The organism is Vibrio sp. 10N.247.311.13, assembly GCF_041467595.1.
GTDB classification, from domain to species: Bacteria; Pseudomonadota; Gammaproteobacteria; order Enterobacterales; family Vibrionaceae; genus Vibrio; species Vibrio crassostreae_C.
The window spans coordinates 43,504-65,147 of record NZ_JBFSUX010000004.1 but is presented as its reverse complement, the minus strand read 5'-3'; the positions used below and the strand labels follow the sequence as shown (position 1 = coordinate 65,147).

Here is a 21,644-nt window from a genome sequence, read left to right as displayed (position 1 = left end):
CTAATTTAAATTGATATAGATATTAGCCTTTAGTCGAAGTCAAAATCTTGATGGTACTTTCGGCCATACTGCTCAAGTTTACGGTTATGGGTATTCACTTGTAATTCAATATTACCCTCACCTTTATTAATAACTTGATTGTTATCTACATGGGCTTCATTTTTTATATCGGTTAGCTTCTCTTCGATATAATCAGTCGGTTCATTTAAAACATTCATGGATATTAACTCCTTTATCAGGTTTACTTTCGCTGACGGAAGAATATGAACGGATACTAGACCGTTTGAATATTCTTTCTCATCGTACAAAGGCTGAATGGCATCATTACTGCCGTCCTTAAATGGATGAATGGAATACCACTTATCCGTTCGTTGCTCCTGCTTATCGCAGTCCGCCACTTTAAAGATCTGAGTTCTTTCAAGTTCATAGGGTGAGTTAAAAACACTAACCCTATGATAATTAATCGCTTTAACAATATTGATGCAGTCTTTACTTTGGCTATGGCACACAGACCACAACGCATTAATCAGGCTATCTGTCCATTCAAGTAACCGGGTTGGAAACCCCTGCTTCTTGGCTAAGCACATCAATAACCAATCGTTTATCTCGTGTGAACTCAGTGAATGCCCACCGTAAACTCTCACGGTTGAAAGCAACTCTTGTTCGACACGGCGAATGTTTTTACGATTTGACCGGCCTAAGCTTGGCATCAGATTACGGTTTTCATAATCACACACGTTATAAATTAAACCACGCTCTCCACTACACCCCGAGATAAGTGAATCGATTATTTCATACAGCTCTTCGAGTGAGCTTATATACCATTTATTGTTCACAGCATGCATGTAATAGGTCGCTTAATTTAAATTTATTGCAATCAAAATTAACTATTATGGTTAGTCAGTATCGTTACGAATGATTTTAAAATGGTAATAGCTATATATCTTTATCAATGACCATATATCCTCATCAATAACTAGCAGTTATAAAACCATTAACTAAAGAGCAATTAGCTAAGGGTCGATTAATAAGGAACGACAAAGTTTATATAACTAAAAACACTTATATGTACAACAGTCATTTAATTCGTGTTCTAACGTTTGACTAAGAACTATTGAAATACGGGTTGGCGGTATTCACTTAAGTACATTGCCAATACCCGTTCGTATTGCCCGACCACATTCTCGATTGCACTTTCGTTAACACTCTCGAAAATACCGTGGCCGGACAAACTTCCTATGGCTTATACGTAATCTTTGTATTTATCTAGGAAACGAACCGGTGTTGATAGCGCATCTCGGCGGAACGGGTCGCCCAATTCCTGAGTACACATGATTTCAATGATGGTTGTTTTGCCTTCGTTCATCTGCATGTCGATGGCTTTTTGCAAGGTTGGACCTACATCTTCTAGCTTATCAACCGTGATACCTTCAGCGCCCATTGCTCGTGCGATTTCAGCAAAGCTTTGGTTATCTAGCTCACCAGCAACAAAGCGTCGGTTGTAGAAGTCGACTTGGTTCTTCTTCTCTGCCCCCCATTGACGGTTGTGGAATACCACAGCTGTCACTGGAATGTTATGACGAACACATGTCATGGTTTCCATCAGGCTCATGCCCCACGCACCGTCGCCTGCATAAGAGATAGCTGGGCGATGAGGTGCCGCGGCTTTCGCGCCAATAATAGTTGGGAACGCGTAACCACAGTTACCAAAACTCATTGCCGCAAAGAAGCTACGTGGTTTTTCAAAGCGTAAATAGCTGTTTGCCACCGAGTTGATGTTACCGATATCGGTTGAGACCATTACGTCTTCTGGCATCGCTTTTTCTAGCTCACGCAGTACTTGGCGTGGATGTAGGTATTCACCACCAGAGAACGGAGTCTCGTGTGAGTTTTCTTCAATCATATCCAAGCTGAAAGAGTCACGTTCGTGTGTCCACTCATCAAGCTCTTTTTCCCAAAGTGCTTTCTCTGTTGCGACTGTATCTTGGCGAGCGCCTTTATTGTCATCACACAACAGTGCACGGCCTTCCAATCTTTCAGATAGAGCAACCGCAGCTGCTTTCGCATCACCACAGATACCAACTGAAATCTTCTTAACCAGACCTAGCATCTTGTTGTCTGCATCAATCTGAATGATTTTCGCATTCTTCGGCCAGTAGTCCATACCATGTTGAGGCAACGTACCAAATGGACCAAGACGTGTACCCAAAGCGATAACCACATCCGCTTGAGCCATCAACTTCATTGCTGCTTTCGAACCTTGGTAACCTAAAGGACCACACCATAATGGGTGACTAGCAGGGAACGAGTCATTGTGCAGGTAGCTGTTCACAACGGGTGCGCCCAGTCTTTCTGCCAACGCTGCACACTCTTGAACGGCATCTGCCATTACCACGCCACCACCAGAGATGATGACTGGGAATTTCGCTTCAGCAATCAGGTCTGCCGCTTCATTCAGAGATTTTTCACCACCTGGACCACGGTCTAAACGCGCGGGTTTAGGGATCTCGGTTTGAGTTTCACCGTAGAAGTAGTCACGTGGAATGTTCAGTTGAGTTGGCCCCATTTCGCTCATTGCGCGATCGAAGCATCGGCCTGTGTATTCCGCCATACGGTCTGGGTGCGTTACGTGTCCTTGATACTTAGTAAACTCTTGGAACATTGGAAGTTGGTTACACTCTTGGAAACCACCTAAGCCCATTGTTTTTGTGCCAGTCTCTGGCGTCACAATCACGACCGGGCTGTGTGCCCAGAATGCCGCTGCAATCGCAGTTACACAGTTACTAATACCTGGGCCATTCTGCCCGATAACCACACCATGGCGACCAGATACACGAGAGTAACCATCTGCCATGTGAGCAGCACCTTGCTCGTGAACCACTGGGACCAATCGAATGCCAGCAGGAGCAAAGATATCCATTGCGTCCATAAATGCTGACCCCATGATGCCGAACATGTCGGTAACATCATTAGCAACCATAGTTTCAACGAACGCTTCTGATGGTGTCATTGTTACTGTGCCGGAAACAACCGTACGTTTTTCTTGCTCACTCATTCTTCCATTCTCCTTGAGTTAACCAAAATTTCATTTTTCGGAATGAATCGTCTCTTTTTTGAATTCATTTTCACCTTAGTAGTAGATTTTTTGCGCGTCAACTTTTTATATTAAATTGGAACAATTCATTCTAATTAATAAAACTGGATCACATTATTGATAGTTTTTCGTACAAAAAGTGCCGTTAACTTAGAGTGAGCTGTTAATAATCGATGACATACCGCCCATCGCGGCAGTCATGGAAGCTATTAAGAGGGAAGAAAAATGAATGATGCGGAATTGATACCAACACAACCAATAAGTGTGAGAGAGTGTTTTGGCATCGACAGCAACCTAACCGTATTGGCGTTTGAACATGCGGGAGAGTATGTACCCAAGGTCGATCCTAACTACTGTTTTGATCCTGAAGTAACGCTAGCCATATTGGCGGGCTTCACTTCTAATCGCCGCACGTTGATACAAGGTACACACGGAACGGGCAAGTCTTCCCACATTGAACAAATCGCCGCGAGATTGAACTGGCCGTGTTTGAGGATCAACCTAGACGGGCACTTAAGCCGATTGGATTTCATAGGAAAGGACAGCATCGTCATTAAAGATGGAATGCAGGTGACAGAATTTAAAGAAGGCATTCTTCCACAGAGTATCCAGCAACCCATAGCTCTGGTATTAGACGAATACGATGCAGGACGACCTGATGTAATGTTTGTGATTCAACAACTCTTAGAGCAAGACGGCAAATACACCTCTTTAGAGCAAAACCGCGTGATCACTCCCCACCCTTCTTTCCGCCTGTTTGCTACGTGCAACACGCTTGGCTTGGGTAATTTTTCAGGTTTGTATTCGGGTACTCAAGTGCTTAACCACAGTCAGTTAGATAGATGGAACATCATCGCTACGCTCAACTATTTAGACCCACAACATGAAACCAAGATCGTGTTATCTAAGCTTCCGGAACTGAATAATGAAAGTGGTCGACAACTGGTCGAGAAAATGATCGCCACCGCAGGATTAACGCGTAACGGGTTTAGGGCTGGTGACCTTTCAACGGTGATGTCTCCGCGAACGGTGCTCACTTGGGCTGAAAACATCCAAATATTCGATGATGTAGCCACCGCATTTAGGTTGTCATTCTTAAATCGCTGTGAAGACGAAGAGAAAGAGCTGGTTAGCGAATACTATTTCCGTTGCTTTGGTGAAGCCTTGGAAACGCCTACTCAAAACTATTCGCACTCGGAGTCGTAAACCATGGCCAATGTTTCTTCCCAGCAGAAAAAGATCCTCGATATTGGTGTGTCTGTCGCCAGAGCGATCAGCGGTGAGTTGAGTCTGAATTATCGGGGAGAACGTCTCTATAAAGGCAATAGCCCCTGCTATTATCAGTCTGCGCATACTAACGATCTCACCTTTGTGTCTCGCCACGAGCTAAAAAACAGCAAGCTATCGATGCAAGGCAAGATCGATTCATCGGCACTGCGATTATTACTTTCAGACGCTGACCTCCATTATTCATTGCGCCCTCAAAACGAGATAGAACGCCTGCTTTACGACTTCTGCGAACAGGTTCGAGTTGAATCTCAAGTCCCACCTTATCTAAAAGGCGTGACCACTAGCATCCAATTCAACTTTGCGTATTGGAGCGACCAATATCATCAGAATGGCTTCACCGAATCACGAATAGGCATGTTGCTGTTTACTCTGATGCAAGTCATCCACACCCGCTTAACCGGTGTTCCGGTTTCGGAACCCATTGCTGAGACCATTGAATCGACTCGCGCCGGCATCGTGCCTACCTTCGGTCACAGCTTTAAACGCTTAAAGCAACATAGAACAGACCAAGAACAGTTTGCACACAGTGCCAATGAGCTTGCAGCCCTTGCACAAGAGTTAATCATCCAAGAACAGGAAAGTGATAACTCACCCACACCAACCGTTGAAGAAGACATCAAGATCCTTGCACAGCTTGCCCTTATCGTTGATGGAGACATTCAAGATCAAGACGTCGATACCGACATCACAGGCAGTAGCAAGGTATTCAAGTTGTCGGGCGCCAATTATCAGGTCTTTAATTCAGAATTTGATCAAGTCATCGCCGCAGACAAACTCGTCAGGCGTACCCTATTACTCGAACTGAGACAAAAGCTAACCGATGACATCATGGCGAGACAAGTCAACACTCGCCGTTTAGCCGCTATGCTTACTAGCTTTGTTGCCACACCACAGAGGAACCGACGTCAGGACCATTTAGAAGAAGGCATTGTTAACGCCACCACCATCACCAAGCTCGTCACATCGCCATTGGATAGCACTGTCTTTTATCAACCTGACATCGGTACATCTCATCAATGTGCCACCACATTTTTGATGGACTGCTCTGGCTCAATGCAAAAGCACAGTCACAAGCTAAGCCTACTGATTGATACAATTCTCAAATCCGTTGGACTGGCCAACATCCCATTCGAGATTATTGGCTTTACGACCAATAACTGGAACGGTGGCAAGGTCTATCGGCAGTGGCTTAAACAAGGCCAACCAAAGCATCCAGGCCGCTTGAACGAAGTTCGGCACATCGTGTTTAAGGATTTTGATACGCATTGGAGACGATCTCGCCTTGGCATTGCGAGTCTTCGTAAAGCAGATGTCTTTAAAGAAGGGATTGATGGCGAAGCGGTGCAGTTCGCTAGCCAGCGGTTGCAACAGCACACTGCTCAGCGAAAGGTTTTGATCGTGTTCTCAGACGGCTGCCCAATGGATACCGCCACCAGCACCGCCAACGATCAGTTCTATTTGGATAACCACCTCAAACAAGTGATTGAACGTGAGTCGATCAAAAACGGAATTGAGATTCATGGTGTGGGGATGGGAGTGGATTTGAGCCCATATTACCGCAACAACATTACCTTGGACGTACAAGAGAGCTGCTTGTTCGGGCTATGTAGGAACATCTTTGAGATGCTAAAGCGCTGACGTGTCAGTGAGGAGGGTGTCATCAAGCATTAAACGAGAATCAAGCCCTCCTCCTTCAAAGATAATTTTGATAAAGAAAACGTTCTAAGCCAAAAACAACGACCATGCAGAGACCGCCATCAAGTACCCACCAATCAACATCAACACAATAAACACTAACTTTCTGAGTTGATCATTAGACAACGGCGGTGGGAAACGTCGAGCAAACATCGTGACAAGCGCCACCAAGGGAACAGCAATAGCAGATAACCACAGTATGCTCTGTTCCATGTCGCCTGCAGCGTAGACATTGACAGTACGCGACATCGACGTACAAGCGAAAACCATCAGCAGTGTGCTTCGCACCAGATTGAGCGTAAAAGGCTGCCGATAAAGATGATAAACAATCGGTGGACCTGCCATCCCAAATAACCCACCCGCGAGCCCAGAACTAAAACCAGATAACAAGAAAGTTACCGTTGCCGAACGGTTCTTTCTGGTTTTAGGTTTGAACATAAAACTCAAACCTGCGAATAGCACCATCGCACCCAATAGTCCTCGGAGAATATGCGTTGCCGAATCGCTTAACTCGTCCAGCAAGTACACCCCCATCGAAACGCCGGGAATAATACCGATGACCAACACCACCAGAATCTTGAGTTCCCCAAGCAGTGGCTTACCCATCAATGCAACCAAGCAATTGAACAAGGTCACAATACTGACCACAGCGGCTATAACGGGTAAGGAAACCAGATTAAGGCTAACCGTTAAACCAATCACGATGATACCGAGGCCAAATCCGGTGACAGTTTGAAAATAGGTACCTACCGCAATAGTGGTAAGAATGGCGAGTAAAACAGGTAACTCCACTAGCTATCCTAATTAGGTTGTTTGGGGGTTGATTAGAATGTGAGTATCAGCTTCCGGAGCTAGATTTTAGTATCTAAAATCAAATGTCGATTCATCTCTTTTTTCAGAATCAGCCGCCACGTCAGTCTTTGAATTTGCTGTTTTTCCTTGCTGCGCTTGTACCGCGGTCACCGCGATCACATTAAAGATGTCTTGTGCGTTACACCCTCTTGATAAGTCATTCGCAGGTTGATTCAACCCTTGTAACAGTGGACCAATCGCAACTGCTCCGCCTAATCTTTCCGCAAGCTTATAACCAATATTACCGGCTTCTAAATTGGGGAATATCAACACGTTCGATTGACCTTTCACCTCTGAATCTGGCAGCTTCTTCGCGGCAATCTCAGTCACAATCGCGGCATCGAGTTGAACATCCTGATCGACGGCGATTCCGGGACAACGTTGTTTCACGAGTTGAGCCGCGTTACGAACCTTATCGACCGATTCGTGTTTGGCACTGCCGTTGGTCGAAAACGACAACATTGCGACTTTAGGTTCTTCCATCAGTAGCGTTTGAGCGCTGTTTGATGCGGCTACAGCAATCGATGCTAGCTCGGTTTCATTGGGGTTAATCACCAACCCACAGTCACTGAAAATCATGCCGCCTTTAAGATTATGGAAAGGCTCACACAACATCATCAGAAAGAAACTGGACACCAATTCACTGTCTGGCGCGGGGCCGATAATCTGAAGCGCAGCTCGCACCACATCAGACGTGGTATAAACTGCACCATTAACTGTGCCATCCACCAGCCCCTCTCTGACCATCAAATTGGCAAAAACAAGTGGATCTTGAACCAGCTCTAGGGCGTCATCATAGGTCATGCCTTTGGCTTTTCGTAATGTATACAGCCGCTCAGCGAGAACCTCTTTGAGTGACGACGCCTGTGGAGAAACAATATGAATGCCAGCCAGGTTAATGTGGTGAAGTTCTGCAGCAGCGATGATCGCCGATTCATCGCCCACAAGTGTGATGTGAGCGAGCTGTTTGTCGATTGCCATTCTTGCAGCAGCTAGCACTCGCGGGTCCTCCGCTTCACTCAAAACAACACGCTTACGATCTAAATGAGCTTTATCAATAATCCGTTCAATCGCCTTCATCTTTAAATTCCATTTATTGAGATTAATTGTTCCATAATTTATATTTATATTATTGGAATAATAAAAAAGGTCAAATTTTATTCAGATAATTGAAGAATAATGATTTGGTATGTACACTCTTAAGCATAGACATATCGCAAGGATGGATCATTATATGCAAACAGAAACACCACCAGTTCAAGGGGATACACCGACCCTCCGACTTTTTGCACTATTAGAGGTGATAGCGCAAAAAGACGAGTTTATTTCTCTGCAAGGTTTAGTCGAAGAGACCGGATTGCCAAAACCCACGCTGCACCGAATGCTTCAACAGTTAGAAGCGGCGGGCATCATTCAAAGAGATGGCGACGAAAAGCACTACAGCTCAGGTATTCGACTCAGAAAACTTGCCGAAAACCTACTTTTGAATAGCACCATGCACAGCGCGCGACGCACTATCCTTGAGAACCTGAGAGCAGAAGTCGGTGAGAGTTGTAACCTGACCGCTCTTTCAAGTGGCGAAATCATCTATCTCGATCGTGCCGAAACTGAAGCCCCCCTTCGCTTTCACCTGCACCCCGGCTCTCGCGTTCCCGTGCACTGCTCGGCTACCGGCAAACTGTTTTTAGCACACATGTCTAAGTCGCAGCGCAGACGATTAATTGAAAACGTGCCGCTGACTCAATACACCGTGAACACGATTACCGACTATTCGACTCTAGAGAAAGACATTGAAGAAGCGAAAATCCAAGGTTTTGCTATTGATGATGAAGAGTTTTTACCAGGCTTAGTCTGTATCGCTGTGCTGATACCCTCACCAACTGGTCAATCAAACCTAGGCCTAGCGATCCAAGCACCTGTAATTCGAGTGAAACCGGACGAAGCAATAAAATTCTTGCCCGCACTTCAAAAAGCAGCAAAAGCGCTGGCGAAGATCGAAGCTGATAATTGGAGTCAGCAGTAAGCACTTTCTTAAAGAATTTCGAAGTCCATGACTTAGCTGCTCATGGATTTCGAAAGCCCTACTTTGGTAAACAATGCTTGCGCAAACAAGGGCTTCAAAACTATCGAATTAACGACCACAATCTGCGACTAATCAACATTTGGTCGAAGTGTTCTGAACACTCGCCAACCCGCACATCAGCAACACGTCTAAAGTAATCACGACAAAGGAATCACGATGCTAAACATTGATAACCAGCACTTACTCTCTTTTATGGTGACAGAAGCGAACAACGCAGTTGCAGTCACAAACCCAGCAACGGATGAACTCATCGGGAACGCACCGATATCATCAGAAACAGAGTTAGCGAGCGCGATCGAACGAGCTCATGTAGCGCAGAAAGAGTGGGCAAAAATCCCTGCTAAATCTCGTGCTGCACTACTTCATCGCTGGCACCAGTTGATCCTCGAAAACAAGGATGACCTTGCTCGAATCATGACAATGGAACAGGGCAAGCCGTTAGCCGAGGCGACAGGTGAAGTCGTGTATGGCGCGAGCTTCATTGAATGGTTTGCAGAAGAAGCGAAGCGCACTTATGGTGATTCCATTCCTAGCACAGTCGCTGGCAAACGCTTGGTGACCATCAAGCAGCCTATTGGTGTCGCATGTGCGATTACGCCATGGAACTTCCCGATTGCAATGATCACTCGTAAAGCGGCTCCTGCCTTAGCAGCGGGTTGTAGCTTTGTCGTGAAACCTTCAGATGAGACACCGCTTTCTGCGTTTGCTGTGGTTGAATTGGCTTATCAAGCGGGTATCCCTAAGGATCTGCTCCAAGTAGTGCTTGGTGAAAGCCCAGAGCAAGTGGGCAACCTATTCACTTCGCATCCGCTTATCAAAAAAATCTCTTTCACTGGGTCGACCCGTGTGGGCAGTATCTTGATGGCTCAAGCGGCAAAAGGCATCAAACGCACCTCTATGGAGCTCGGTGGCAATGCACCTTTTATTGTGTTTGACGATGCTGACATCGACGCGGCCGTTCAAGGCGCAATGGCGTCGAAGTTCCGTAATGCAGGTCAAACATGTGTCTGTGCGAACCGATTCTACGTTCACAGTAAAGTGTACGATGAGTTTGTGGCTAAATTCGATCAAGCGGTTCAGCAGCTTAAGATTGGTAACGGTTTAGATGAGGGTGTCACGATTGGACCTGTTGTCAGCCTGAATGCGAAGAACAACATCCAAGCTTTGATAAACCGAGCGATTGAACAAGGTGCTGCGCCTGTGACGCCAACTCAGGAGCTTAATGGGCTTTTCATTCAGCCTGTTGTTCTTAAAGATGTAAAACACAGCATGGACATCGTTCAACAAGAGATCTTTGGCCCAGTCGCGCCTGTGATGAAATTCGACACGGACAAAGAGCTTATCGAGATGGCCAACGATACCATTTATGGATTAGCGTCGTACTTCTACAGTCAGAACATTCATCGAGTATGGAACATCGCAGAGGCACTTGAGTACGGTATGGTCGGCATTAATGATGGTCTAATCTCAACCGAAGTCGCGCCTTTCGGTGGTGTGAAACAATCAGGTATTGGCCGTGAAGGTGCGAAAGAAGGCATCGATGAGTACATGGACATTAAGTATCTTTGCTTTGGCGGAAAATAAGGTTGGTAGTAACTAAGTTCTGGCAGTGATTAGGGCTCGGAAATAATTAAGTCTTAGTGAGCACTAACCTACCCCATTCTCCCCCCTTCCCACCACAAAAATGAATCAAAAAAAAGCCGCGCTATAAAAGCGCGGCACCTTGGGCTCGGTTAAAGGGGGTTTCTTTTTTTAGTATTTTACATTCTCTGTTTTTGTTATTCGGTTGCTTCACTATCCCTGCGCTTTCAGTTTTAGACGCATCGCGTGCAGCACTGGCTCGGTGTAACCGCTCGGCTGAGCACAGCCTTCGAATACCAACTGACACGCCGCTGAAAATGCAATGCTGTTTTCAAAATCAGGCGCCATGTTACGGTAACTCGGGTCGCCAGCGTTTTGCTCATCCACCACTGCGGCCATACGCTTCATGGTTTTCATTACCTGAGCTTCCTCGCAAATGCCGTGACGTAACCAGTTCGCAATATGCTGGCTTGAAATACGCAGCGTGGCACGGTCTTCCATCAAGCCGACATCGTTAATATCTGGTACCTTCGAACAACCAACGCCTTGGTCAATCCAACGAACTACGTAACCCAGAATACCTTGGGTATTGTTATCCAGTTCGCTTTGAATATCTTGCGCAGTCAGCTTTTGATTACCAAGTAGCGGGATAGTAAGAATATCATCGACATTGGCTCTCACTCGCTCACGAAGCTCTTTCTGACGGCTTGGTACACTCACTTTGTGATAGTGCAGCGCGTGCAAAGTTGCGGCGGTTGGCGAAGGAACCCAAGCGGTATTGGCACCCGCTTGTGGATGTCCGATTTTCGCGTCCATCATCTTCGCCATATTATCCGGCTCTGGCCACATACCTTTACCAATCTGGGCTTTACCTTGCAGGCCACAAGCTAAGCCAAGATCAACGTTTTGATCTTCGTATGCGCCAATCCAAGTCATGGTTTTCAGCTGTGTTTTAGGAGCAAAAGGCCCCGCTTCCATACTGGTGTGAATCTCATCACCCGTTCGGTCTAAGAAACCTGTGTTGATAAACACAACACGATCTTTAGCTGCACGGATACATTCTTTAAGGTTAACCGAAGTACGACGCTCTTCGTCCATGATGCCGACTTTTATCGTGAATCGATCTAGCCCTAATGCATCTTCAATACGGCCAAACAATTCATTAGTAAAGGCGACTTCTTCAGGGCCATGCATCTTAGGTTTTACGATGTTGATACTGTTCGCAGTCGAGTTTTGGTACGCGCTGTTGCCTTTTAAATCATGCATCGCAATTAACGAAGTGATCATGCCATCCATAATGCCTTCAGGCACTTCATTACCTTCGGCATCAATAATCGCAGGGTTAGTCATCAAGTGGCCGACATTACGGATGAACAACATGCTGCGGCCTTTTAGTGAAATCTCACCACCCGTCACGCTGGTGTATTGGCGATCGGGATTAAGGTTACGAACAATAGTTTTGCCGTTTTTCTCTAGTGATTCTTGCAGATCACCTTTCATCAAGCCTAACCAGTTACGGTAAGCCAATGCTTTGTCTTCACCATCAACTGCAGCAACCGAGTCTTCGCAATCCATAATGGTTGTTAGGGCAGCTTCGACCAACACATCTTTAATACCCGCCACATCAACGCTACCAATCGGTGCGCTTGGGTCAATTTGAATTTCGATGTGCAGATTATTGTGTTTAAGAAGAATGCACGAAGGGGAACTTGCGTCACCTTGATAGCCAATGAACTGGTCGCTATCAATGAGAGTGACTTCTTCGCCGTTATCGAGTGTCGCTATGAGCTTATTGCCGATGCTAGCGTTACTGATGCTGTATTTGGTCACGTCTTTATGAGAGACACCGTTTAATGGCGCTGCGTCATCAAGGAACTCACGAGCATAAGTCACTACTTTAGCGCCACGAGCAGGGTTAAAGCTTCCGCCCTTTTCCGCGCCATCACTTTCACTGATCACGTCCGTTCCGTAGAGCGCATCATATAGACTGCCCCAACGCGCATTGGCTGCGTTAAGTGCAAAGCGTGCGTTCATGATTGGCACCACAAGCTGCGGCCCTGCTTGTGTTGCGATCTCAGGTTCTACGCTCGCTGTCGTCACTTGAAAGTCATCGCCTTCAGGAACCAAATAACCGATCTGCTGTAAGAACTGTTTGTACTCCACAGGATCGAGCGTTTGCCCAGCACGCTCTTGGTGCCAAACGTCAATTTGATGTTGAAGATCTTCACGCTTGATAAGCAATGCGCGATTTTTTGGAGCCAAATCTTCAAGGATGGTTGCAAATGATTGCCAAAAGTCTTCAGCGACAATGCCTGTTCCAGGAATCACCTGCTCATTAATTAATTGGTAGAGGGTGCTATCAATGTTCAAGCTTCCCTGTTGAATACGACTGCTCATAAAATCTCTCTCAAACTAATTTATGGCTACTCAATAAATTTTCGTGACTAGCTCAAATTTACTTTACTGACTTAAACTTACTTAACGGACATGAATTTAGCTAATTTATGCCGGTTATATTGGATATTCATATAAAAAATACCCTAAAAACTGTGTTATTCCGTTACTCCACTCTCGATTTCGTTAGCGACACTTTTAATCAAACGACGCATCCACTGGTGGTCTGAATTGGTTTGTAACAATGGACTCCACGCCATCTTCACCTCAAAGGGTTCAATCGCAAATGGCGCAGGCTTGATCAACAATCTAGGGTTATTGCGCTGCAGTTGAGCGGCTTTGGTAGGAATAGTCAGGATCAGGTTCTTCTGTTGTGCGAAGAGAATCGCCGACAAGTAGTGTCGCGTAAACACCGTGATGTTACGGGTTTTACCAATGCGCATTAGTGCTTCATCTATCCAACCAAGCTTTTGTGCTTCGCTTGGGTTTATCCCGACTCCCGTTCCCATACCAGTCTTACTTACCCAAATATGTTGCGCCTTTAAATAAGACAAAATATCGAAATTGTCGGCTATCGGGTTGTCACAACTAAAGAGGCAAGAAAACCCGTCGTGCCAAAGGCTCATCTGGTGAAACGACTGAGGAATATCGTCAAATCGGTTGATAATTATATCAACGGTACCTTGCTCTACATCCTGATAGCTCACATCACTTGGCGTCATTATATCCAGTCGTATTTTCGGTGCTATCTCGCTCAGTTTTTTCAATAGCGGCTGAATAATGGTCGACTCTGCATAGTCACTCGCCATGATACGAAACACGCGTTCACTGTCTTCTGCATTAAACTCTGTGGTCGGCTGCAGTGTCTTCTCTACATTCGCCAAGATGTTTCGAATCAGTGGCTGCAACTTGTGCGCGCGTTCGGTCGGTATCATCCCTTCACTTGTTCTCACTAATAGCGGGTCTTCAAACAGATCACGCAATCGGCGAAGGCCATTACTCATGGCTGGTTGAGTAATACCCAATTGATTTGCTGCTCGTGTAACGTTTCTTTCACGTAGCAACATGTCTAAATACACAAGCAAATTAAGGTCTATACGAGCAATATTCATAAGAAAAATACCGAATATAATAACTATAAATTAACAAAATTATCACATGAGTGGTTATTCTTTGTCCATAGCAAAGTTTTAATCCAAGCCAATTTGGCAACCATACCCCACGTGAAACTAAGGAATAGTTATGTCGCAAATTACACAAGATATCGAAATGATTGAAGTTGCAAAAAGCGCTGCTGGTGCTCCATGGGATGCAATTAACCCTGAATCTGCTGCTCGTATGCGAGCTCAAAACAAATTCAAAACAGGTCTGGATATTGCGCAATACACGGCAGATATCATGCGTGCAGACATGGCGGCTTACGACGAAGACAGCTCTCAATACACTCAGTCTCTGGGTTGCTGGCATGGTTTCATCGGCCAACAAAAGCTGATTTCTATTAAGAAGCACTTTGATGGCAAGACTGACCGTCGTTACCTATACCTTTCTGGTTGGATGGTTGCTGCACTTCGCTCTGACTTTGGTCCACTTCCAGACCAATCAATGCATGAGAAAACATCGGTTGCAGGCCTAGTAGAAGAACTATACACATTCCTGCGCCAAGCCGATGCTCGTGAACTGGGTGGTTTATTCCGTGAGCTAGACGCTGCGCGTGAAGCAGGTGATGTGAACCTACAAGACCGTATTCAAGACAAAATCGACAACCACGTGACACACGTAGTGCCAATCATTGCCGATATCGATGCTGGTTTCGGTAACGCAGAAGCGACTTACCTAATGGCTAAGCAGATGATTGAAGCGGGAGCTTGTTGTCTACAAATCGAAAACCAAGTAGCCGACGAGAAACAATGTGGTCACCAAGACGGCAAAGTAACGGTTCCACACGCTGACTTCCACGCAAAACTTCGTGCGCTTCGTTACGCTTTCCTTGAGCTAGGCATCGACAACGGCATCATCGTTGCTCGTACCGATTCACAAGGTGCTGGCCTAACAAAAGAAATCGCCGTAGTGAAAGAGCCGGGCGACCAAGGTGACATCTACAACTCATACCTAGATGTTGAAGAGATTGATGTTGCTGATATGGCTGAAGGCGATGTTTGTTTCAACCGTGACGGCAAGCTAGTTCGACCTAAACGTCTACCTTCAGGTTTATACCAATTCCGCCAAGGTACTGGTGAAGATCGTTGTGTATTTGACTGTATCGAAGCAATTAATGCAGGTGCTGACCTACTTTGGATTGAGACTGAGAAACCACACATCGGTCAAATCAAAGAGATGATGGACGGCGTACGTGAAGTACACCCTAATGCGAAACTGGTTTACAACAACTCTCCATCATTCAACTGGACGCTAAACTTCCGTCAGCAAGCATACGATGCGATGGTAGCAGAAGGTAAAGATGTTTCAGCTTACGACCGTGCTAGCCTAATGAGTGCTGAATATGACGAAACTGAATTGTCTAAACGAGCTGATGACAAGATTCGCACATTCCAAGCGGATGCATCTCGTGAAGCGGGTATCTTCCATCACTTGATTACTCTACCGACTTACCACACTGCTGCGCTGTCTACTGACAACCTAGCGAAAGAGTACTTCGGCGACCAAGGCATGTTAGGTTACGTTGCGAATGTTCAGCGTAAAGAAATCCGCCAAGGCATCGCATGTGTTAAACACCAAAACATGTCTGGTTCTGACATGGGTGATGACCACAAAGAGTACTTTGCTGGTGAGAACGCACTAAAAGCTGCAGGTGAAGCGAATACATCGAACCAATTTGATTAATCGCTAACGCTAAAGCCTCCCCCGTCCTTCTCTCTTACTTAGGTAAGATCCGGGGGAAGGCTTTGAGATAAAGCTTGTACTGCCAGCTTTATCTCAAAGCCTCAGATTTGTGTTCCACACCACGGTTAACCGAACAACTTCTGTTTAAGCTAACTGTATACATATTTGTTCAGATTCCTATTTGTTGAGAGTGCCTATGACTTCAATACCTACACACCTACAAGATGCAAAAACACTGTTATCAGAGAATGGTTTCGCGACGGGTGATACTTGGTATCACGGCACATCTTCAGCTTTATTGGCTTCGATTCAAGGCCAAGGTTTAAAACGTTCTGGAGACAAAGCGCTCAACGAAGCAGCTTCAAAAACTATGGCAACCATCGGCAACAACTATACCGAATCGGTTGAGCCAGTGTTTCTCACTCAGAGTAAAGAACTGGCGTACTACTGGGCTCAACAAACCGTTCGTGAGCGAGGTGTTCGCTTCGAAGGTGAAGAACAGCCTATCGTATTAGCGGTAAACCTATCGGAAAAGCAACGTGCTAAAGTAAGACCGGACGTAGGCGCAATGAGCCTATTGATGATGAGTGTGGGTGAGCAATTCATGTCTCACCTCACTGAAATTTATCAAGCCAACAACATTGCAGGCCCCGACATCGAGCTTCGCACTGCCGATCGCATGGACTACCTCAATAAACTCGGTATGGCCTACATTGATGAAGACATCAGCCGAGCTTGTGTTCTGGAGTTAGCCGAGCCCGAGCTGGCCGACTGAAATCGTTCAGTGGATCAGTCTTCTTAAAAACAAAAATGGCTCCCAATACGGAGCCATTTTTATTTGCTATCAGCCTATCTCACAAGACACTGGCGCATCTAGGCTATGAGCACAGAAGACCTTTCTGTGCAGGTTGCGTCATTTCGATGTCACCTTGTAGAGAACGGTAAACGATGGTGTTCCACACTTCACCATTATCCATTTCAAACTCAATAGCGTAATTCAAACCCGCGACAACCTGAGTTCGAACACTCAAGATCTGTTTGAGCTCAGCTGAAGTGTTCATTTGGCCAAGAACTGCGTTTAAAGCTTGCTTAGCTTCTGGTGTAATCTCACTTTGCGACCAACCACCCGTCAGGTTTTTAGTGCTGCAGATGGGGTTCGCATTCTCTTGCGGTTGAGTTGGTACCTCTGATTTCTGACTACACCCAGCTAACGCCACGACACTAAACAAGGTTGCTGTTCCAAGTAATGATGTTAATCGTACGTTCTTCATAAATTCTCTCTACCTCAATCATTTACGAGGGATTACTCGCAATAATGTTTCATATGCAGGCAAGCTTAAACCTCGAATGTCATCACTTCATCAGAGATTATGGTGTAACTACTCTATAAACACAGGAGATTGTCAGGAAAACAAGACGAGCACTGGAGCTCTGCTTTTATCCACCTGATATTTAAATCATTAAAATGAGTAGCGAGAGAATAAGCGAGTAATAATACAGACATAATCAATCAGATAATTACATACTTCACACCAAAAACATTCCTATCACGATTAATAAGATGAGCTCATCTTGATGTGGATTATGATATTGGTTCAAAAAATAGATATTTGAAATTATTTTATAAATCCAAAAGTTTATGCTCGACTTAATCATGTCTGATTTTAAAACTGTGATCCAACCCTACAAGTTGTTGATAATAATGTACTTTGTTCATCTGTGAATTCATTCAAATATGGAAAATCTTTATTGTTAAGGGTGGGTGCAAGTAGTAAAATCTCACCCGATTATGCAACTTACTTCTCACAACATGGACACAAGTAAAGTTACGATTAGCTCTCTCAAAGTAACGTAACTTCAAACACATACCTAAAATCAGTGTCCTATAGATAGTGCAGATCAAATAAAAATAATTATATAAACCTAGGCTAGGTTAAACATGAAATTAACGTCGTCTTTAGGCTCACTGTTGGCTAGCAGTCTGTCTATCGAAATAAAACAGCGAGCGCTGATAGAGCTCGTCATCAGCACTTATCAGCCACATGAGCGCACTGAGCTTTTTCAAAGCGTGACTGAATATCGTAGAAGCCAATTAGAATTGCTTTTCCCAGAGCATCAAAACAAAAGCTACTCTGTATTGTTTGAGGTGATGGACTACCGCGATCTGATTCTGCGCTATCCAAATACACTATCTGCAGAGATTGCTCTTCTAGAGCAGGCTGTAGGGCAGTGCTATATGCATTGGCTAGATTTCTGGTGTGAGTGTGAAATTGCTGCGATCAAAGCAAAATCTCCATTAAATCCAAGCTCCATTTCTCATGTCGACCTCCCTATCAATGACAGTGCTTATTACGGTGCGATCATCGAACAGATAGAACATGAGCCACTTTTGGTAAAAACACCGAGTCACCCACAAGGAATGCCAATCAGCGATGCCATTGCTTTAAGCAATCTCGAGGTGTTCATCAAGGGCGAGAAATGGTTTGAGATGCTGCCTTTATTACACCTTTCTCAGGCAGGTAAGCATTTTATTCTGCTCAAGCATCCAGTCGATGAAGCCTTTCCAACACTGGTTTCCTCTGCGCTGATTCAAGACTGGTCTAAGAATGACACTTGGCTAAGTTACGCACCGCCGTTCAGCAATGAGCAATGGCAATACTGTTTACCCAATTACGGCTGCGATGAACTCGCAGAGTTACAACTTTTCACACCGCCTACACTGTCAAAATGTTACTCTCTCCCAGAATTTGACCAACAATTCCAGTTACAATTGTCCGAATCTCGAGCCATATGTGAAGTTCTGCGCTTAACCGTCAGTGGAAATACCCAACAAAAACTCTACTTCCTCTATCTCGCTCAAAAAGAGCTAATGAGCGTCTTACATCAAGTTGGCTACAAAATTGGTTTCACCATCATTGAACAACCTTTCATGCTTCAGTTTTATCAAACCATTGATTCCAATGCATACTTCCATGCTGGGTATTGCGAATTAAATGATGATGGCACAACAATTTATCGCGGGTTTTGGAATTTCGAGATAATGGTAAAAGCGTTCAATAATGTCGATTTCCGCGGCTACAAACGCGCAGTGCGAGAGAGTAGAAAGTCATTAGAAAAGTTGCGCTCGGCAAAAAAGGATGAACATGTTTGATTTCGGCCTTGAGGCGATCATCTATGCAAAAGCAATCACCCTGCTTGCAACCGTGGCAGTGGTTGTCATGTGGTTGTTCTATTACTGCTATCGCCTGAAACAGAAGAACGAAGTGATCGCAGGGACACACCATGCCCCTTACATCGCGTATTCGATCTGCATTGTTGCGTGGATCAGCAGTAACGCTTATTTCCATACCGACTTATTACCGGAACTTGGGGCCTCGGCCGCCGTGTTCGCCGCAAAGTTTGCCAACCTCGCCTCGTTCTTTGCGTTTGCCTTTGCCTATTACTTCTCGTGCAAACTCGCCGCTGAACAACGTAATGGTAAGGTTCATGTGTGGCAGCAAGCCATTTTCGTCACCCTGACCGTCTACTCCTTCTTTATCAATTTAAGTCCGGGGTTAACCGTTGAACACGTCACCATTGCAGGCCCAAGCCAGTTCGTGATTGAGTTTGGCCCGCATACGCCGTACTTCTTTATTGGGATGATTAGCTTTGTAGTGCTAACACTACTCAACCTGGTGGCCATGCGCGCCAACAGCAGCAAGCTAACTTTAGCCAAAACCAACTATATGATCGCCGGCATTTTAGTCTTCATGCTGTCTACTGCGACGATCCACCTAGGCATGACCTACTTCTTGCGTGATTTCTCGCTCACTTGGCTGCCACCAGCTTTGTCGATAAGTGAAATGTTGTTCGTTGGCTATGCCCTGCTGACCTCGCGCTTCTACAGCGTGAAATACCTGGCGTACATGAGCCTAAATGCGATGTTGGTTTGTGCTGTTTTGGTGATCCCTTTTGGCGCGATATTTATCCCGCTGACAGACGACAGTCAATGGCTTGTTGCTATCCCAATCTGCGCGATTATCGGCATCACGTGGCATGTTCTCTACAAGCGCGTAAGCCACTACGCCTCGTTCTTTGTCTACGGAAACAAGAAAACGCCAGTACAACAGATCCTCTCACTAGAAGACGATTTCAAGCTGTCGATTGATGATGCAATGCGTCGATTAGGTAGCCTATTGCAGATTCCCGAAGACAAGTTGCGTCTGGTGAACAGCAACTACAACGAAACCTTCTACGAAGATTACCTGTCTACCAACAAGTCCGTTTTAGTGTTCGATGAGCTGTCTCAGGAGCTTGATTACACCGCACCAGCCAAGCGCTCGATAAAAGCCCTATATGACAAGATGAGCTCAAACGACACCGCTTTGGTGATGCCTTTATTTGGTCAGGGGAAATCGGTCACGCACTTATTGGTCTCATCACATAAGAGCAACGATAAGATGTTCTCTAACGAAGAGATCTCTGCACTGCAAACCTTGTTAACTCGTGTACAAAGCACCATTGAAGCCGATAGACGCATTCGCCAAAGTCGCGCTCTGGCTAATTCTATCGCACACGAAATGCGTAACCCGCTGGCTCAAGTGCAGCTGCATTTTGAGGTGTTAAAACAGCACATTGATAACCAAGCCCCAGCGAAACAAATCCTAAAGGATATTGAGAATGGCCAAGCGGCGATTCAACGCGGGCGACAACTGATTGATATCATCCTGCGCGAAGTCAGTGACAGTACGCCTGAACACGGCCCTGTGACCATGACTTCTATCCACAAAGCCGTGGATCAAGCCGTAAGCCACTATGGTTTTGAGAATGAAAAGATCATTGAACGCATTCGTTTACCACAACACGCTGATTTTGTAGCAAAGCTCAATGAAACCTTATTCAATTTCGTTATTTTCAACCTGATACGCAATGCAATATATTACTTTGATTCTTATCCAGAAAGCCAAATTGAGATCAGCACCAACACAGGACCTTACGAGAACGTTCTGATATTCCGAGATACTGGCCCAGGCATTGACGAAGCCATTGCACATAAGATCTTTGATGACTTCTTCTCTTACCAAAAAAGCGGTGGTAGCGGCCTAGGGCTTGGCTATTGCCAACGTGTAATGCGTTCATTTGGCGGTCGAGTTGAGTGCCACTCTAAACTTGGGGAGTTTACTGAGTTCCACCTGTACTTCCCGGTGGTGCCCAATGCACCCAAAGCAGACGCACTTCGTACGCCTTACTTCAATGATTGGAAAAGTAATCAAACCACAACTGAAAACAAATCCAATGCAGAAGTTAAGCCAGATAACCAAGCGGAAACGCAAAGTTCAGAGCCAACAAGTACGCTAGCCCCAGAGAACCATTTGGCTCCAACCGTGCTTATCGTCGATGACAAAGAGGTACAACGCACGCTTGTTCAGATGTACCTGAGTCGACTTGGAGTAAATAGCTTACAAGCTAAAAACGGCGAGAATGCTGTCGAGCTGTTCAAAACACACAAGGTCGATTTGATCTTAATGGACGTACAAATGCCGATAATGAATGGTTTTGACGCAAGCCAAATCATCAAGGCACGCTCTCCTCAAACGCCAATCATTGCTTTGTCTGGCGAATCAGGACAGCACGAGTTAGATATGATCAGCAAGTTGATGGATGGTCGCCTAGAGAAACCAACCTCCTTGAACGTGCTGCAACACGTGCTCGATAACTGGCTTGAAAAAGACTGGGCGTCGAATGCTCCCAAAGAAACCGAAGATGAAGAGTAAATTCAGGAAAACACGAATCGCCATTTTTCCAGTTGATTACTGTCTGCCTCACAACTTTCCT

15 protein-coding genes are annotated in these 21,644 nt (G+C 45.4%); 8 read left to right on the top strand and 7 right to left on the bottom strand.

Annotated elements, in window-relative coordinates; all coding sequences use genetic code 11:
* Positions 1-29 precede the first annotated feature (29 nt).
* The gene (locus tag AB6E52_RS02975) at positions 30-845 is read right to left on the bottom strand and encodes an FRG domain-containing protein (protein ID WP_102321313.1); all 816 of its coding nucleotides are present in this window, start codon (positions 843-845) and stop codon (positions 30-32) included.
* A 398-nt stretch (positions 846-1,243) separates the two neighbouring features.
* Positions 1,244-3,055: a sulfoacetaldehyde acetyltransferase gene (gene xsc, locus AB6E52_RS02970; RefSeq protein ID WP_017057935.1), complete on the bottom strand. Its 1,812-nt coding sequence runs from the start codon at positions 3,053-3,055 to the stop codon at positions 1,244-1,246.
* Between the two features lie 264 nt (positions 3,056-3,319).
* Here xsc and AB6E52_RS02965 point away from each other — a divergent pair, with 264 nt between their 5' ends.
* Together AB6E52_RS02965 and AB6E52_RS02960 are read left to right on the top strand one after the other, a co-directional pair.
* Positions 3,320-4,300 carry an AAA family ATPase gene (locus AB6E52_RS02965; RefSeq protein ID WP_102321312.1) on the top strand — a complete coding sequence of 327 codons (981 nt, stop codon included), beginning with the start codon at positions 3,320-3,322 and terminating at the stop codon, positions 4,298-4,300.
* Positions 4,301-4,303: 3 nt separating this feature from the next.
* Positions 4,304-6,022 (top strand): cobaltochelatase CobT-related protein, encoded by a 1,719-nt coding sequence (locus AB6E52_RS02960; RefSeq protein WP_102321311.1) that lies wholly within the window; start codon positions 4,304-4,306, stop codon positions 6,020-6,022.
* A gap of 84 nt (positions 6,023-6,106) precedes the next feature.
* On the opposite strand, the gene AB6E52_RS02955 is transcribed toward AB6E52_RS02960, so the two are convergent.
* A complete protein-coding gene (locus AB6E52_RS02955) occupies positions 6,107-6,871 on the bottom strand; it encodes a sulfite exporter TauE/SafE family protein (RefSeq protein WP_102321310.1) in 765 nt (254 codons plus the stop codon).
* 66 nt (positions 6,872-6,937) lie between these two features.
* Positions 6,938-8,011 (bottom strand): phosphate acetyltransferase, encoded by a 1,074-nt coding sequence (pta, locus tag AB6E52_RS02950; protein ID WP_102321309.1) that lies wholly within the window; start codon positions 8,009-8,011, stop codon positions 6,938-6,940.
* A gap of 154 nt (positions 8,012-8,165) precedes the next feature.
* On the opposite strand from pta, the gene AB6E52_RS02945 reads away from it, so the two are divergent.
* Positions 8,166-8,954 carry an IclR family transcriptional regulator gene (locus AB6E52_RS02945; protein ID WP_102321308.1) on the top strand — a complete coding sequence of 263 codons (789 nt, stop codon included), beginning with the start codon at positions 8,166-8,168 and terminating at the stop codon, positions 8,952-8,954.
* 216 nt (positions 8,955-9,170) lie between these two features.
* On the top strand, positions 9,171-10,598 hold the full coding sequence (locus AB6E52_RS02940) for an NAD-dependent succinate-semialdehyde dehydrogenase (protein WP_102321307.1): 1,428 nt from the start codon (positions 9,171-9,173) through the stop codon (positions 10,596-10,598).
* Positions 10,599-10,808: 210 nt separating this feature from the next.
* Here the strand turns inward: AB6E52_RS02940 and AB6E52_RS02935 are convergent, their stop codons facing one another.
* Both AB6E52_RS02935 and AB6E52_RS02930 read right to left on the bottom strand, forming a co-directional pair.
* On the bottom strand, positions 10,809-12,992 hold the full coding sequence (locus tag AB6E52_RS02935; RefSeq protein ID WP_102321306.1) for a malate synthase G: 2,184 nt from the start codon (positions 12,990-12,992) through the stop codon (positions 10,809-10,811).
* A gap of 155 nt (positions 12,993-13,147) precedes the next feature.
* The gene (locus tag AB6E52_RS02930) at positions 13,148-14,101 is read right to left on the bottom strand and encodes a LysR family transcriptional regulator (protein WP_102321305.1); all 954 of its coding nucleotides are present in this window, start codon (positions 14,099-14,101) and stop codon (positions 13,148-13,150) included.
* A 130-nt stretch (positions 14,102-14,231) separates the two neighbouring features.
* On the opposite strand from AB6E52_RS02930, the gene AB6E52_RS02925 reads away from it, so the two are divergent.
* Both AB6E52_RS02925 and AB6E52_RS02920 read left to right on the top strand, forming a co-directional pair.
* The gene (locus tag AB6E52_RS02925; protein WP_017064278.1) at positions 14,232-15,830 is read left to right on the top strand and encodes an isocitrate lyase; all 1,599 of its coding nucleotides are present in this window, start codon (positions 14,232-14,234) and stop codon (positions 15,828-15,830) included.
* Positions 15,831-16,026: 196 nt separating this feature from the next.
* Positions 16,027-16,605 (top strand): hypothetical protein, encoded by a 579-nt coding sequence (locus tag AB6E52_RS02920; RefSeq protein WP_102321304.1) that lies wholly within the window; start codon positions 16,027-16,029, stop codon positions 16,603-16,605.
* Between the two features lie 103 nt (positions 16,606-16,708).
* On the opposite strand, the gene AB6E52_RS02915 is transcribed toward AB6E52_RS02920, so the two are convergent.
* Positions 16,709-17,101, bottom strand: a complete 393-nt coding sequence (locus AB6E52_RS02915) for a cystatin domain-containing protein (protein ID WP_017066034.1) — start codon at positions 17,099-17,101, stop codon at positions 16,709-16,711.
* Positions 17,102-17,769: 668 nt separating this feature from the next.
* Between AB6E52_RS02915 and AB6E52_RS02910 the strand changes: the two genes are divergently transcribed.
* Together AB6E52_RS02910 and AB6E52_RS02905 are read left to right on the top strand one after the other, a co-directional pair.
* Positions 17,770-18,981 (top strand): acyl-homoserine-lactone synthase, encoded by a 1,212-nt coding sequence (locus AB6E52_RS02910; RefSeq protein ID WP_102321303.1) that lies wholly within the window; start codon positions 17,770-17,772, stop codon positions 18,979-18,981.
* Positions 18,974-21,583 (top strand): hybrid sensor histidine kinase/response regulator, encoded by a 2,610-nt coding sequence (locus AB6E52_RS02905; RefSeq protein ID WP_102321302.1) that lies wholly within the window; start codon positions 18,974-18,976, stop codon positions 21,581-21,583. The genes AB6E52_RS02910 and AB6E52_RS02905 overlap by 8 nt, the downstream gene beginning before the upstream one ends.
* The last annotated feature ends 61 nt before the right edge of the window (positions 21,584-21,644 follow it).